The sequence below is a fragment of the Delftia sp. WSY_7 genome, assembly GCF_043104845.1.
In the GTDB taxonomy this organism is placed as follows: Bacteria; Pseudomonadota; Gammaproteobacteria; order Burkholderiales; family Burkholderiaceae_C; genus Comamonas; species Comamonas tsuruhatensis.
In genome coordinates this window covers 154,488-168,316 of record NZ_JBICLB010000040.1, presented here as the reverse complement: position 1 = coordinate 168,316, position 13,829 = coordinate 154,488, and the positions used below count along the sequence as shown (strand labels likewise).

Genomic DNA, 13,829 nt, shown 5'->3' with positions numbered 1-13,829 from the left:
TCAGCAAGTCTGGCCCCGCCTTCAGGCGACAATCAGCGCCCGCCCTGCGCAAATGGATGCAGGGCGCCAGACAGAAACAGGAAGTACCAGGAATGTGGCCTTTCAGCCTCTTGAAGAAGCTCAGCCAGGACCCGCCCGTGGGCCAGCCCCGTGGTGACTACATAGGCTGCTACCTGCTGGGAACCGAGGCGCCGGGCCAGGCCGGCGTCAGCTACGTCTCGCTGGCCACCACGCGCGAGCAGCTGCAGGCCGATGCCCGCGCCTACCTTGAAGGCTTCGTGCGCGACCACCCCGAAGCGGCCGACACCGACCTGTCCGCCATCCGCTCCCTGCTGGAGAACCTGCCCCAGCGCCTGGACGCCCACCTGTCCGGCGACACGCGCGCGCCGCTGGCCGAGCAAGGCGGCACCGTGCTCTTCCTGCGCACCGGCATGCGCGCCCGCCGCAAGGAAAACGGCCGGTATCTCGAATAGCAGTCAGCCCCCACCGCCACCGTACAGAGCCTCAAAAACTGGCGCGGCCAAGAACAAGGGACAGCGAGCAAGGGCCTACGCCGGCCGCGCCGCCCCCCCGCGAAGCGAGAGGGGGAAGGCGCGCAGCGCCTCAGGGGGAGTTCTGCTTGTGCACGTCTTGCCAGCGCAGCATGTCGGTCACGCGCTCGGCCTTGTCGGCATCAAAGCCCAGGCGCTCCACCCGCTCGGCCGGATTGGCCCAGGTGCCGAACAGCAGATCCCAGACGGGCAGGCCGTAGTTCTGCGCATGGTGGCCGTACTGGTGGTGCACGGTGTGCATCTCGGGCCGCTGCACGATGTATCCCAGCCAGCGCGGCGTGCGGATGTCGGCATGCAGGAACAGGTCGAACGCCCCCGTGAGGCCGATGGCAAAGGCGGCAGCCAGCGGGCTGGCCCCCAGCACCCAGTAGCTGGACAGCGCGCTCAGCAGCACGGCGGCGGCCGTGTCCATGGGATGGGCGAAAAACGCCGTGAGCGCCTCCACGCGCGGCGCGCTGTGGTGCAGCTGGTGGAACAGGCGCCACAGCGTGTCCGACCGGTGCGTGGCGCGGTGCCACCAGTAAAAGACAAAGCTGGTGAGCACAAAGCTCAGTGCGCCCACGGCCCAGGCCGGCCATTGCCGGCCCACGTCCAGCAGCGCATGGCGGCGGATGCCGTCCGAGAACAGATGGCCTACCGCCAAGGTGGTGGCCAGCGTGCCCAGGCCCAGCAGCGTGGACAGGATCAGCCAGCGCCGGTCGCAGTGGTTGCGCGAGGCCGGCGCGATCACCTCGCGCGTGAAGATGCCGACGAACATCAGCGCCAGCAGCGGGTAGGCCGCGAACTCCCACATCTGCAGCATGCCGTCTGCTCCTTGCCGCTCAGTGCACGTGGCCCCAGTAGATCAGCGCATCGCGCCCTTCGACCGACAGCGACACGGGCGCGCCCACGGGCAGCATCACCTTGGTCGGCACATGGCCGTAGGGCAGGCCCTGCAGCACGGGGCACTTGACCTGGCTGCGCAGCCAGTCGATCACGGTCTGCAGCTTGAAGCCCTTGTCATGCGAGCTGAGCTTGAACTCGCTGAACTGGCCGAACACGACGGCCTTTTGCTGGGCCAGCACGCCGGCATGCAGCAGCTGGGTCAGCATGCGTTCCACGCGGTAGGGATGCTCGCCCACGTCTTCCAGGAACAGGATGCCGCCCTTGATCTGCGGGAAGTACGGCGTGCCTAGCAGGGACACCAGCACGGCCAGGTTGCCGCCCCACAGCGTGGCGCCGCCGCTGATGTAGAAGTCCTTGACGGCAGGCTTGCCGTCTTCGCGCAGGCCGATCTTCGGCATCTGCCAGCCTGCGCCCTCGCCCTGGCCGCTGAGCAGGTCGTTGAAGCAGTCCAGCATGATGTCGTCCACGCCGCCCTCGTCGTCGGGGCGGCCGAAGTCGTGCACCAGCAGCGGGCCGGCCCAGGTGGTGGCGCCGGTCCTGGCCAGCAGGGCCAGCGACAGCGCCGTGAAGTCGCTCAGGCCCACGAAACGCGTGCCGCCTGCGATGGCCTTGGCCACGGCCTTGTACTTGATGCCCGGCAGGATGCGCGTGAGGCCGTAGCCGCCGCGCGTGGGCAGCGCCAGGTCGGCACCGCTGGCCGCTGCGCGCTCGATGGCCGCCAGGCGCGTGGCGTCGTCGCCTGCAAAGCGCTGGTGGCTGCTCAGTGCATCGGCATCGATCTCCACCTGATGGCCCATGGCCTCCAGGCGGCGCACGCCGCGCTTGAAGCCGGCCTTGTCGCGCACGGCACCGGCGGGCGAATAGATATAGATGTGGCGCGGACCCTGGTCAGGCGCATGGCCGCAGCAGCTGCCGTCGGCGGCATGCACATGGCCGTGATCGTGGCTGTGGGCAGCGCCATGGTCATGCGCCGCAGCATGCGAATGCTCCTGTGCACGGTCATGGCCATGTGGATGTTCGTGCCCGTGGGCACAGCAGGTGCCGTCGGCGGAATGCACATGTTCGTGCGCATGATCAACGGGTGCAGGCGCGGCAGCGGCTGCCTTTTTGCGGGGCGTGCCGGATGTGCTGGGCGTGCCGGGCGTGCTGGAAGAGCGGGAACTGCGCGAAGTGGCCAAGGTGGTTCCATGCCGGCCCTGGCCGGCATGCTCCATATTGCAAGGGGAGTGAAGACGGGGACCTGCCGCTGCGCAGCCCCGGCAAGGGGCCGGCGGCGCTGGCCTATGGGCGGAAGTATTCCACAGCGTCGGCCACCATGCCGGCTGCGCACAGGGGAACCCAATGGCCGCACGGGGATAGGCGCAGCTGCGCCGGCGGCAGCTGTGGCAGCGCCTGCAGCCAGGCATGGCGCCATACGTGCGCGGGCATCAGCGCATCGTGCTCGCCGCCCTGCACCCACAGGCGCTGCTGCTGGCTCCACGGCACCAGCAACGCCATCGGCAGCGCAGGCATTTCGGCCCGCACGCGGGGCCAGGCCTGCAGGGCGGCGCGGTGGCCGGGTTGGGAAAACGGCAGGTTCCAGGCCTGCGGCTGTGCGCCGGCCTCCTCGCCCACCTCGCGCATGGCGCGGCCCACGGGCCATGACGGCTTGCGCGCCGCCTGCGCAAACCATTGCATGCAGGCATCGGGCGCCGGGCCTGCGGGCCAGGCATTCATGAGCCAGGCGCCGCAAAAACGGGCGGGCTCGGCCTGCGCCACGGCCAGGCCCAGGTGCGCGCCATCGTCATGGCCGACCAGCACGATGTTCCGCAGGTCCAGCGCCAGCACCAGCTCGCGCAGCACTTGCACATGCCAGGCCGCGCTGTGCGCCTTCTCCTTCTTGGGCTGGTCGCTGCGGCCAAAGCCCGGCAGGTCGGGAACGACCACGCGATGGCCGGCCTGGAGCCACCCGGGCAGCATGGGCTGGAACAGCTGGCCCCATGCCGGGCTGCCGTGCAGGCACAGCCAGGTCAGCGGTGCATCGCGCGGTCCTTCATCGACCACGGCCAGGCGCAGGCCTGCCAGCGCCGGCAGGTCGCTGCGCCACTGCGGCTGGGCAAAGCCGCCAAAGGTGGAATCCGCATGGCGCAGCGCCGTGTCCTTGAGCGGATGCGGCTGGGCCGCGCGCTGCTCGGCGCGGCGCATGCGAAAGAAGTCCGACATCAGGGCCGCGCATTCGCCGGCCAGCACGCCGCGCGTCACCTGCGTGTGGTGGTTGATCTGCGGCAGCGCAAACACGTCCAGCACCGATCCGGCCGCGCCCGTGCGCGGCTCGGCCGCGCCATAGACCACGCGGCCCAGGCGCGCATGCAGCATGGCGCCGCTGCACATGGTGCAAGGCTCCAGGGTCACGTAGAGCGTGCAATCGTCCAGCCGGTAGTTGCCCAGGTGCGCGGCCGCATCGCGCAGCGCCAGCACCTCGGCATGGGCCGTGGGATCGCCGTGGGCCACGGGCGCGTTGCGGCCCCGGCCGATGATGGCGCCGTCCTTGACGATGACGGCGCCCACGGGCACCTCGCCCGCCCCGGCAGCGGCGCGTGCCAGCTCCAGGGCGGCGCGCATCCAGGCCTCGTCGTCGGCCTGCGGCAAGAAAGGGTGTTCGGCAGCCACGTTGTCAGCGCGTCAGGGCAGCGCCTTGCGCACGCCCTGCGCGTAGTGGTACAGCGTGACCACCGGCGCCTGCAGCTCGCCCTGGGGCGTGAAGGCAATCGGCGCCGTCACGCCCTCATACCGGGTCTGGCGCAGATAGGGGATATAGGCATCGGGCCGGATGGAGTCGGCCCGCACCATGGCCTGGGCCAGCACCATGGTGGCATCGTAGGCGTAGGGGCTGAAGACCTGGTACTGGTCGGCAAAGCGCTGGTCATAGCGCTGCTTCCAGGCGGTGCCGCCCGGCATGCGCTCCAGCGGGCTGCCGCCGACGGCGCAGGTTACGTTGCGCAGCGGCGCCGCGTTGCCGGCCAGCTCGGGCAGGCGCAGCGTGCACTGGCCGTCGCCGCCCAGAAAGCGCACCTTGTCCATGGCCAGCTGGGCCATCTGCCTGAGCATGGGGCCGGCCTGGGCATCCAGGCCGCCGAAGAAGATGGCGTCGGGCTTCTTGCCCTTGATGGCCGTGAGGATGGGGACGAAGTCCGTGGACTTGTCGCCGGTGTACTGCTTGTCCACGATTTCGATGCCCTGCTCGCGCGCCTGGGCCTCGAACAGCGCCACGATGCCCTGGCCGTAGGCCGAGCGGTCATCGATGATGGCCACGCGCTTGACGCCCAGCTTGCCCACGGCGTGGGACACCAGCGCATCGACCATGGCGCGGTCGTCGGCGATCACGCGGTACGTGGTGTCATAGCCCGACTGGGTGATGGCCGGGTTGCTGGCCGCCGGCGTGACCATGACGATGCCGCAGTCCTGATAGATGGACGTGGCCGGCAGCGTGGTGCCCGACTGCAGGTGGCCGACCACGGCCGCCACCTTCTTGTCGCACAGGCGCCGGGCCAGGGCCACGGCCTGGCCGGGGTCGCCGCCGTCGTCGCCGGCCTCCAGCTTCCAGTGCAGCTTGCGCCCGCCGATCTCCAGGCCCTTGGCATTGAGATCGTCCAGGGCCATGCGCACGCCGTTTTCCTCATCCTTGCCCAGGCTGGCAATGGGGCCGGACACCGGCCCGGCATGGGCAATGCGCACCACCAGGGGCGCATCGGCTGCACCCGGTGCAGCGGCCGTACCGGGTGCAGCCGCCGCAGCGGAAGCCCCTGCCGCCTGCCCGTTGGCCGGGCCGCTTCCCGGCAGCGCCCAGGCCAGGCCGCCGCTGCCCAGCATGGCGCACAGCAGGGCCGGGCCGGCCCACGGGAAATGGCGAATCGAGGCGTGCATGGCAACTCCTGGAAAAAACGGTCAATCAGTGAAACGGCGCCTTGGCCAGCGAAATCCGCTGCGGCGTGGCCAGTCTGGCGCTGCCCGGCCGGTCAAGGACTGGCGCAGCGAAAGCGCACCAGGCAGAGGGCGGAGCAGGCACGGGCCAGGGTGTCCGGCATGGCGGCCCGGCCCGTGCAGTGCGCATCCTAAAGGATAGGCAAAAACCGGCGCTGCGCGTCCGGGCATCGGGCGCATACCCCCTGGCGCGCGTTTTTTCGGGGCTGCGGCGATAATGCTGCGCCTCACCGCAAGCGGGCTGCGAGGTTTTCGTCGCCGGACCGCCCCAAGACAAAAAGCGGCCCCTTGGGGGGCAGCGGACCTTGCGCAGCAAGGGTAGCGTGGGGGCCAGTTTCCCCCGCATTGCGCCCGACGCCCGGCCCCCACGCCGGTGCGGGTACGAACACAGAACACCACAAAGCCCCATGTCCCTCCTGCCCCACCAGCTCGAACTCCTGTCTCCCGCGCGCGATGCCGACATCGGCATCGAGGCCGTGAACCATGGCGCCGACGCCGTCTACATCGGCGGCCCGGCCTTCGGCGCGCGCGCCACGGCGGGCAACGACATCCGCGACCTGCAGCGCCTGATCAACCACGCGCACCGCTTCGGCAGCCGCATCTTCATCACGCTCAACACCATCCTGCGCGACGATGAACTGGAGGCCGCGCGCAAGATGGCCTGGCAGATCTACGAGGCCGGTGCCGACGCGCTGATCATCCAGGACATGGGCCTGCTGGAGCTGGACCTGCCGCCCATCCAGCTGCACGCCAGCACCCAGACCGACATCCGCACCCCCGAGAAGGCCCGCTTCCTGCAGGATGCCGGCCTGTCGCAGATCGTCGTTGCGCGCGAGCTGGACCTGCAGCAGATCGCCGCCGTGCGTGCGGCCACCGACCCGGCGCGCACCACCATCGAATTCTTCGTGCACGGCGCGCTGTGCGTGGCCTACTCGGGCCAGTGCTACATCACCCACGCCCACACGGGCCGCAGCGCCAACCGCGGCGACTGCAACCAGGCCTGCCGCCTGCCCTACGAGGTGCTGGACGCCAGCGGCCGCATCATTGCCCACGAAAAGCACGTGCTGTCCATGAAGGACAACAACCAGAGCGACAACCTGCGCGCCCTGATCGACGCCGGCGTGCGCAGCTTCAAGATCGAGGGCCGCTACAAGGACATGGGCTATGTGAAGAACATCACGGCCCACTACCGCAAGCTGCTGGACGAAATCATCGAGGAGCGCGAATTCTCCGACACGCCCCTGGCGCGCTCATCCTCGGGCAGCACCACGTTCAGCTTCACGCCCGACCCCGACCAGAACTTCAACCGCGAGTTCACCGACTACTTCGTCAACGGCCGCAAGGACGACATCGGCGCCTTCGACACGCCCAAGACACCGGGCCGCGCCATCGGCTGGGTCACCAAGGTGGGCGAGAACTTCGTGGAGATCGAGACCTCGAGCCGCGACACCGAACTGCACAACGGCGACGGCCTGTGCTACTACGACCTGCAAAAGGAACTGGTGGGCCTGCAGATCAACCGCGCCGAGTCGGTGGATGCGAAGAAGTCGCTGTGGCGCCTGTTCCCCAAGGACCCCATCGCCGGCTTCAAGGATCTGCGCAAGGGCCTGGAAGTCAACCGCAACCGCGACATGGCCTGGGTGCGCACGCTGGACAAGAAGTCCAGCGACCGCCGCATCGGCCTGTGGGCCGAACTCAAGGAAACGCCCGACGGCTTTGCGCTCACGCTGACCGACGAGGACGGCTTCACCGCCACCGCCGCCATCGTGCAGGAACACCAGGCCGCCACCGACGCAGCCCGTGCCGAGGCCACGCTGCGCGAGCAGCTGGGCCGCTTCGGCGCCACCATTTTTTCCGTGCATGACATCGGCCTGCAACTGAGCCAGCCCTGGTTCGTGCCGGCCTCGGCCCTGAACCAGCTGCGCCGCGACGCCGTCGCCGCGCTGGAGGCCGCGCGCCAGGCCGGCTTCGTGCGCCTGCCGCGCGCCCTGCCCGTGGAGCCGCCCGTGCCCTTCCCCGAGGACACGCTGACCTACCTGGCCAACGTCTACAACCAGAAGGCGCACGATTTCTACATCAAGCACGGCGTCAAGGTCATCGACGCGGCCTACGAGAGCAAGGAAGAAGAAGGCGAAGTCAGCCTGATGATCACCAAGCATTGCGTGCGCTTTTCCATGAGCCTGTGCCCCAAGCAGGCCAAGGGCGTGATCGGCGTCAAGGGCACGATCAAGGCCGAGCCGCTGCAGCTGATCAACGGCAAGGAAAAACTCACGCTGCGCTTCGACTGCAAGCCCTGCGAGATGCACGTGGTGGGCAAGATGAAGCGCGCGGTGATCAACCAGCACGCCAAGGAAATGCAGGAGTTTCCGATGCAGTTCTACCGCACGCGTCCCGTTCCCTCGGCCAGCGCCTGACAGGCCTCGGCCTCCACCCACAAGCGCCCGCGCTCCGTCAGGGCCGCCAGCCACCGCCCCTCTTCCTGCTCCAGCCTGACCCAGCCCGGCCCCGGTGTGCCGGCAATGGGTGCATCGCCCATCAGCGCCAGGCAGCGCATGAGCACGCTGGCGCCCTGCCCCAGTCGCTTGCCCAGCCTGGGCAGGGACATGGGTGCGGGCTCGGTGGCCAATTCGCGCAGGATGGCGGCGGCCAGTTCTTCCATGCCTTGCACTTCAGGCCGCCATTTCTTCCAGCGCGGGAGACGGCACGGCAGGCAGCCGGTGCGCCACCAGCTGCACGGGAATGGACTTGGAGCTGGGCGTGCCCGCCACGATGGCCGTGGCCGACAGCGGCACCAGCGGATTGGTCTCGGGATAGTAGGCAGCGATGCAGCCGCGCGGAATGTCGTAGGCCACGAGCCTGAAACGCTCGGCGCTGCGCTGCTGGCCGTCATCCCACACCGTCTGCAGGTCCACCCAGTCGCCATCCTTCATGCCCAGGGCGCGGATGTCCTCGGCATGGATGAAGACCACGCGGCGCTGTCCGAAGACGCCGCGATAGCGGTCGTCCATGCCGTAGATGGTGGTGTTGTACTGGTCGTGCGAGCGCGTGGTGAACAGCGTGAACACCGGCGATGCGCCGGGGCTGCGCGCGGCGCGCGCGCGGTGCACGGGCGTGTCGCGCGGCACGGCGTGCACGAAGAAGCCGGCCTTGCCCCGGGGCGTCTCCCAGATGCGCTCGCTCGCCGCATTGCGCAGCTTGAAGCCGCCCGGCACGGCCACGCGCGCGTTGAAGTCGTGGAAGTCGTCGAAGACCTGCTCGATCAGCTCGCGTATGCGTGCATAGTCGCCAGCCAGCTCCAGCCAGGGCACGGGCCGCTGCGCGCCCAGCGTGGCGGCAGCCAGGCGCGCGACGATGGCGATCTCGCTGAGCAGGTGCTCGGACGCAGGCGGGTTGATGCCGCTGGAGATATGGACCATGCCCATGGAGTCCTCCACCGTCACGCCCTGCGGGCCGCCGGCCTGCATGTCGATCTCGGTGCGGCCCAGGCAGGGCAGGATCAGCGCCTCGCGGCCGTGCACCAGGTGGCTGCGGTTGAGCTTGGTGGTCACATGCACGGTCAGGTCGCAGCGGCGCAGCGCCTGCCAGGTGGCATGCGTGTCGGGCGTGGCCGCCGCGAAGTTGCCGCCCAGCGCGAAGAAGATCTTGCCCCTGCCTTCGAGCATGAGGCGGATGGACTCGACCACGTCCACGCCGTGGGCGCGCGGCGGCTCGAAGCCGAAGACCTGCTGCAGCCGGTCCAGCAGCGCGGCCGGCGGCTTTTCCCAGATGCCCATGCTGCGGTCGCCCTGCACATTGCTGTGGCCGCGCACCGGGCAGGCGCCCGCACCCGGGCGGCCGATGTTGCCGCGCAGCAGCAGCAGGTTGACCAGCATCTGCACGGCGGCCAACGAATGCATGTGCTGCGTGATGCCCATGCCCCAGCAGACGATGGTGCTGCGGGCGGCGATGTAGACCTCGGCCGCCGTCTGCATCTGCGCGCGGCTCAGGCCGGACTCGGCCTCCAGCAGGCCCCAGTCCTCGGCCCGCAGGTCCTCGGCCAGGGCCTCGAAGCCGGTCGTGTGTTCGGCGATGAAGGCATGGTCGAGCACGCCGCCGCCCCCTTGCCCCAGTGCATCGTCCTGCGCGATCACATGCTTCATGATGCCCTTGACGGCCGCGATGTCGCCGCCCACGCGCAGCTGGAAGTAGTGCGTGCTGATGGGCGTGGCGCCCAGGGTGGCCATCTCCAGCTTGCTTTGCGGGTCCTGGAAGCGCTCCAGCCCGCGCTCGCGCAGCGGGTTGAAGCTCAGGATGCGCGCGCCGCGCTTGTGGGCTGCGCGCAGCTCCCCCAGCATGCGCGGGTGGTTGGTGCCGGGGTTCTGGCCGAAGATGAAGATGGCATCGGCCTGCTCGAAATCGGCCAGCTGCACCGTGCCCTTGCCCACGCCGATCTGCGGCTTCATGCCGCTGCCGCTGGGCTCGTGGCACATGTTGGAGCAGTCGGGGAAATTGTTGGTGCCGTAGGCGCGCACGAACAGCTGGTACAGGAAGGCCGCCTCGTTGCTGGCGCGGCCCGAGGTGTAGAAGATGGCGTGGTTCGGGTCGGGCAGCGCGTTCAGGTGGCGGGCAATCAGCGCAAAGGCGTCGTCCCAGGCGATGGGCCGGTAGCGGTCGCTGGCCGCGTCGTACACCATGGGCTCGGTGAGCCGGCCCTGGTCCTCCAGCCAGAAATCGCTTTGCGCCATGAGCTCGGCCACCGTGTGCCGGGCAAAGAATTCGGGCGTCACGCGGCGCGCCGTGGCCTCGGCCGCCACGGCCTTGGCGCCGTTCTCGCAGAACTCGAAGGTGGAATGGTGGTTGCGGTCGGGCCAGGCGCAGCCCGGGCAGTCGAAGCCGTCGGGCTGGTTGGCCGACAGCAGCGTCTTGGCGCCCTTGACGGCGATATCCTGGCGCATCAGGGCCTGGCTCACGCTGCGCAATGCGCCCCAGCCGCCAGCGGCGCCCTTGTAGAACTCGATCTTTTGTTCGGACATGGGCCGGGAGTGTTCCGCCTGTCCATGATCCAGGTCAAATCACATCTCCAAATGGAGAGATTCAGCAAAGATATGAGCACGGCATCCTTGCCCTGCGCCATGCTGGCAACCTCCGCCCCGGACCACCGATGAACTCCACAGCCATACACACCGCCATCCCCGAAGACGCCGCGCTGATCGCGCCGCTGTTCGATGCCTACCGCCAGTTCTACGAGCAACCTGCGGATGCCGACGCGGCGCTGGCCTTCATCACGGCGCGGCTGGAGCGCGGCGAATCCGTGATCCTGCTGGCCCGCCGACCGGACGGCAGCGCCCTGGGCTTTTGCCAGCTCTATCCCTCGTTCTGCTCGGTGCTGGCCGCGCCCATCTACGTGCTCTACGACCTCTTCGTGGTGCCCGAGGCGCGCCGCCTGGGCGTGGGCCGCGCCCTGCTGCTGGCGGCCGAAGCCCATGCCCGCGCCACGGGCCATGCACGCATGGACCTGACCACGGCCCGCAACAACCTGCGCGCCCAGGCGCTGTACGAGTCGCTGGGCTGGGTGCGTGACGAAGTGTTCCTGACCTATGCGCGCCATCTGCAGGCTTGAGCCGCCAGCGGCCTAGCGCAGAACCCGCAGCTCCCGCGCCAGCGCCACGGCCTGGGTGCGGCTGCGCGCGCCCAGCTTGAGGTTGATGCTGCGCAGGTGGGTGCGCACCGTGCTGTCGGAGACGAAGAGCTTCTCGGCCATGGCCGCATTGGAGTAGCCCGAGGCCAGCAATTCCAGCACGCGCAGCTCCTTGCGGGTCAGGGGCTCGGCAAGCGCCGTGGCCGGCGCCGGGCCCTGGGGCGCATCCGCTGCCTGCAGCTCGGGGGGCTCGGCGGGCTCGCCCAGGGCAGACAGCAGCCGCTGCGCATGGGCGGCCGCCTCCGGCTCCGCCGGTTCCGTGCGGCGCGTCAGTGAAGGCGTCAGTGAAGGCGTCTGTGAAAGCGACAGTGAGGGCGACAGCACGCGCTGCAGCACGGGCGCGAGCAGCGGCCCCTCATCGAGCATCAGGCGCACAAAGCCTTCGCTGGCACCGTGGCGCAGCGGCTGGGCCAGCATGGCGGCGGCGGCGTCCAGGTCGCCGCAGCCCGCCTCGGCCAGCGCGCACAGCACCTGCAGCTTGAGGCTGCGGTGGCGGCGCCCGCGCAGTTGCGCATCGGCCAGCAAGGGGGCGATGGCATCGCGCACGGCACGGCAGTCGCCAAAGTGCAGACCCCAGCGCAGCCGGGCGATGGCGATGTCCTCCACCTCGTGCGGCGGCAGGCGCAGGCGTTCCACGCGCGGCCATACGCCAGGGTCGTCGGCACGCTCCAGCGCCTCGGACGCGGCCGCCCGGTTGCCCTGCAGCACGAAGATGCGCGCATGTTCCAGCCGCGCGCTGGCCGTCACGCGCGGCAGCTGGCGCTCGTGCCCCAGGTATTCCAGTTCGGTGAGCAGGCCCACGGCGGCATCCACGTCGCCGCGCAGGAAGGCGATGCGCGCGCGCATGCGGTAGCTGGCGATCACGTGGTCGGGCAGGCCCACATCGCGTGCCAGCGGCAGGTAGACCTGCAGCAGGTGATCGGCGCCGTCGATGTCATTGCCCTCGTAGAGCACCCCCGCGTACAGGACGCCTGCCCAGGCATTGCCGTTGGTGGGGTTGTAGGCCGCGCTGCGCGGCGTGGCAGCCAGCGCCACCCTGAAACGCGCTGCCGCCTGGCGCAGCCGGCCGGCGGACAGGTCCAGCACGCCTTCCATGGCCTCGGTGTACATGCGGCTGAACAGGCTGCCGGCCTGGGTGCTGCGTGCCGCATCCAGCAGGCGGCGGGCCTCGTCGGTATCGCCCAGCACCGATGCCACGTAGGCCATGGCATTGGTCAGCGAGCTGTCCGCAAAGGGCCGGCAGCTGGGCAGGCGCGCCAGCGCCTCGCGGCCCAGTGGCGCAGCCTCTTCCACGCGGTCCATCATGGCCAGCAGCAGCGGCCGCAGGGCGATGACCAGGGCCTGCGCGGCAGGGTCGGCGGCCATGCCGGGCTCCAGCGCATCCAGCCACAGCTGTGCCTGCACGGGACCACGGGTGAAGCAGTCGGCATAGGCGGCCACGGCCTGCAGCAGCGGCTCGCGCGCCAGCAGCGGCGCCGGCAGGGCCGTGAACCAGCGCGACAGCAGGCGCATGCGGCCCTGCTCCATCAGCGCCTCGGCATGGCGCGCCAGCAGGGACAGGGCATGCGGCAGGTCGCCGCCTTCCAGCGCATGCTCGATGGCGGGCACGGGCCGGCCGCAGGATTCGTACCAGCCGCTGGCCGCCAGATGCAGGCGCTGCACCTCGCCGGGGCGCTCGCGCTGCAGCTGGGCGCGAAGGAAGTCGGCAAACATGCTGTGGTAGCGCCAGCTGCGCCTGCCCTGCCCTTCGTCGGCCAGCGGCAGCAAGAACAGATGGGCCTGCTCCAGCGCCTGCAGCATGGCGGCGCCATCGGCGCGCGGCACCAGGGCCTGGCAGACCTGGGCATCCAGCGTGCGCAGGATGCTGGTGCGCAGCAAAAAATCGCGCACGGGCGCGGCCTGCTGTGCCAGCACGTCCTCGGCCAGGTAGTCGGCCACGGCACGCTCCGAGCCCGAGAAGCGCTCGATGAAATCGCTGTGCGCCCCATGCCGCTCCAGCGCCAGCGAGGCCAGCCACAGCGCGCCTATCCAGCCTTCGGTCTTGTCCACCAGGCGCGCCACGGCCTCGCGCGGCAGCGCGCAGCCGCGCAGGCGAAAGAACTCCTCGGCCTCGGCCGCTGAAAAGCGCAGCAGCGCCGCATCGATCTCCAACAGCTGGCCGCTGGTGCGCAGCCGCCCCAGCCCCAGGGCCGGCAACGCGCGCGAGCCTATGACCAGCCGGCCGTGCACGGGCAACTGCTCCATCAGCTGGCGCACCAGGCCCAGCACGGCATCGTTGTGCAGCACCTCGAAATCGTCGATGAACAGCGCAAACGACCGGCCTTCGCCGGCCAGCGACTGCAGCGCCCGGGACAGCTCGCCCGGCCCGTCCGCCTCGCGCTCGGCCATGCCGCCCAGGCCGCGCACGGCCGCGCCCAGGCATTGCAGAAAGCGCGAGACATCGTTGTCGGCGGCATCCAGCGTGAGCCAGGCCGTGGCCTGCCCTTCGGCCTGCAGGCGCTCGCGCATCTGGCGCATGGCCGTGGTCTTGCCGAAGCCGGCCGGCGCACGCACCAGCACCACACGGGCGCGCAGCGCCTCGGGCCAGCGCGCGGCCACCGCCAGGCGCGCCACCTGGGCTGCGGCCGCGCGCGGCGGGCTCAGCTTGGCCTGGGGCACATAGCCGGAACCGGGAGCAGGAATGGGCACTGGGGACGGCATGCGGGCGAGGAGCACATGGCAGGAGTGAAGGAGCGGGCACTTTCGTCGGTTTCGAC

10 protein-coding genes are annotated in these 13,829 nt (G+C 69.9%); 3 read left to right on the top strand and 7 right to left on the bottom strand.

From position 1 onward, the window contains the following. Window positions 1–92: 92 nt before the first annotated feature. Window positions 93–473: a hypothetical protein gene (locus ACF8ME_RS22700; RefSeq protein WP_034363630.1), complete on the top strand. Its 381-nt coding sequence runs from the start codon at window positions 93–95 to the stop codon at window positions 471–473. Between the two features lie 130 nt (window positions 474–603). Here ACF8ME_RS22700 and ACF8ME_RS22695 read toward each other — a convergent pair whose 3' ends face one another. From ACF8ME_RS22695 to ACF8ME_RS22680, 4 genes are all read right to left on the bottom strand, one after another. Next, entirely contained in the window at window positions 604–1,353 is a 750-nt protein-coding gene (locus ACF8ME_RS22695; protein WP_016449226.1) for a sterol desaturase family protein, read from the bottom strand. Between the two features lie 19 nt (window positions 1,354–1,372). Continuing rightward, on the bottom strand, window positions 1,373–2,365 hold the full coding sequence (locus ACF8ME_RS22690) for an LD-carboxypeptidase (RefSeq protein WP_392418286.1): 993 nt from the start codon (window positions 2,363–2,365) through the stop codon (window positions 1,373–1,375). Window positions 2,366–2,717: 352 nt separating this feature from the next. Next, a complete protein-coding gene (tadA, locus tag ACF8ME_RS22685) occupies window positions 2,718–4,037 on the bottom strand; it encodes a tRNA adenosine(34) deaminase TadA (RefSeq protein WP_392418401.1) in 1,320 nt (439 codons plus the stop codon). Between the two features lie 60 nt (window positions 4,038–4,097). After that, window positions 4,098–5,339, bottom strand: coding sequence for a branched-chain amino acid ABC transporter substrate-binding protein (locus tag ACF8ME_RS22680; RefSeq protein WP_016451403.1), 1,242 nt, complete (start codon window positions 5,337–5,339; stop codon window positions 4,098–4,100). Between the two features lie 464 nt (window positions 5,340–5,803). On the opposite strand from ACF8ME_RS22680, the gene ACF8ME_RS22675 reads away from it, so the two are divergent. Beyond that, a complete protein-coding gene (locus ACF8ME_RS22675) occupies window positions 5,804–7,810 on the top strand; it encodes a U32 family peptidase (protein WP_016451402.1) in 2,007 nt (668 codons plus the stop codon). Here the strand turns inward: ACF8ME_RS22675 and ACF8ME_RS22670 are convergent. Both ACF8ME_RS22670 and ACF8ME_RS22665 read right to left on the bottom strand, forming a co-directional pair. Then, window positions 7,774–8,055 (bottom strand): hypothetical protein, encoded by a 282-nt coding sequence (locus ACF8ME_RS22670; RefSeq protein ID WP_012206611.1) that lies wholly within the window; start codon window positions 8,053–8,055, stop codon window positions 7,774–7,776. The genes ACF8ME_RS22675 and ACF8ME_RS22670 overlap by 37 nt on opposite strands. 10 nt (window positions 8,056–8,065) lie before the next feature. Next, window positions 8,066–10,408: an FdhF/YdeP family oxidoreductase gene (locus ACF8ME_RS22665; RefSeq protein ID WP_392418284.1), complete on the bottom strand. Its 2,343-nt coding sequence runs from the start codon at window positions 10,406–10,408 to the stop codon at window positions 8,066–8,068. 128 nt (window positions 10,409–10,536) lie between these two features. Between ACF8ME_RS22665 and ACF8ME_RS22660 the strand changes: the two genes are divergently transcribed. Continuing rightward, window positions 10,537–10,995, top strand: a complete 459-nt coding sequence (locus ACF8ME_RS22660; RefSeq protein WP_047218404.1) for a GNAT family N-acetyltransferase — start codon at window positions 10,537–10,539, stop codon at window positions 10,993–10,995. A 12-nt stretch (window positions 10,996–11,007) separates the two neighbouring features. Here the strand turns inward: ACF8ME_RS22660 and ACF8ME_RS22655 are convergent, their stop codons facing one another. Next, a complete protein-coding gene (locus ACF8ME_RS22655) occupies window positions 11,008–13,773 on the bottom strand; it encodes a LuxR C-terminal-related transcriptional regulator (RefSeq protein WP_392418282.1) in 2,766 nt (921 codons plus the stop codon). Window positions 13,774–13,829: the final 56 nt, after the last annotated feature.

What these genes read in the sequence shown, in the direction of transcription:
- ACF8ME_RS22700 (WP_034363630.1), top strand. Translation starts at nt 93, where the DNA reads ATGTGGCCTTTCAGCCTCTTGAAGAAGCTCAGCCAGGACCCGCCCGTG.
- ACF8ME_RS22695 (WP_016449226.1), bottom strand. Translation starts at nt 1,353, where the DNA reads ATGCTGCAGATGTGGGAGTTCGCGGCCTACCCGCTGCTGGCGCTGATG.
- tadA (WP_392418401.1), bottom strand. Translation starts at nt 4,037, where the DNA reads ATGCGCGCCGCCCTGGAGCTGGCACGCGCCGCTGCCGGGGCGGGCGAG.
- ACF8ME_RS22680 (WP_016451403.1), bottom strand. Translation starts at nt 5,339, where the DNA reads ATGCACGCCTCGATTCGCCATTTCCCGTGGGCCGGCCCGGCCCTGCTG.
- ACF8ME_RS22675 (WP_016451402.1), top strand. Translation starts at nt 5,804, where the DNA reads ATGTCCCTCCTGCCCCACCAGCTCGAACTCCTGTCTCCCGCGCGCGAT.
- ACF8ME_RS22670 (WP_012206611.1), bottom strand. Translation starts at nt 8,055, where the DNA reads ATGGAAGAACTGGCCGCCGCCATCCTGCGCGAATTGGCCACCGAGCCC.
- ACF8ME_RS22665 (WP_392418284.1), bottom strand. Translation starts at nt 10,408, where the DNA reads ATGTCCGAACAAAAGATCGAGTTCTACAAGGGCGCCGCTGGCGGCTGG.
- ACF8ME_RS22660 (WP_047218404.1), top strand. Translation starts at nt 10,537, where the DNA reads ATGAACTCCACAGCCATACACACCGCCATCCCCGAAGACGCCGCGCTG.
- ACF8ME_RS22655 (WP_392418282.1), bottom strand. Translation starts at nt 13,773, where the DNA reads ATGCCGTCCCCAGTGCCCATTCCTGCTCCCGGTTCCGGCTATGTGCCC.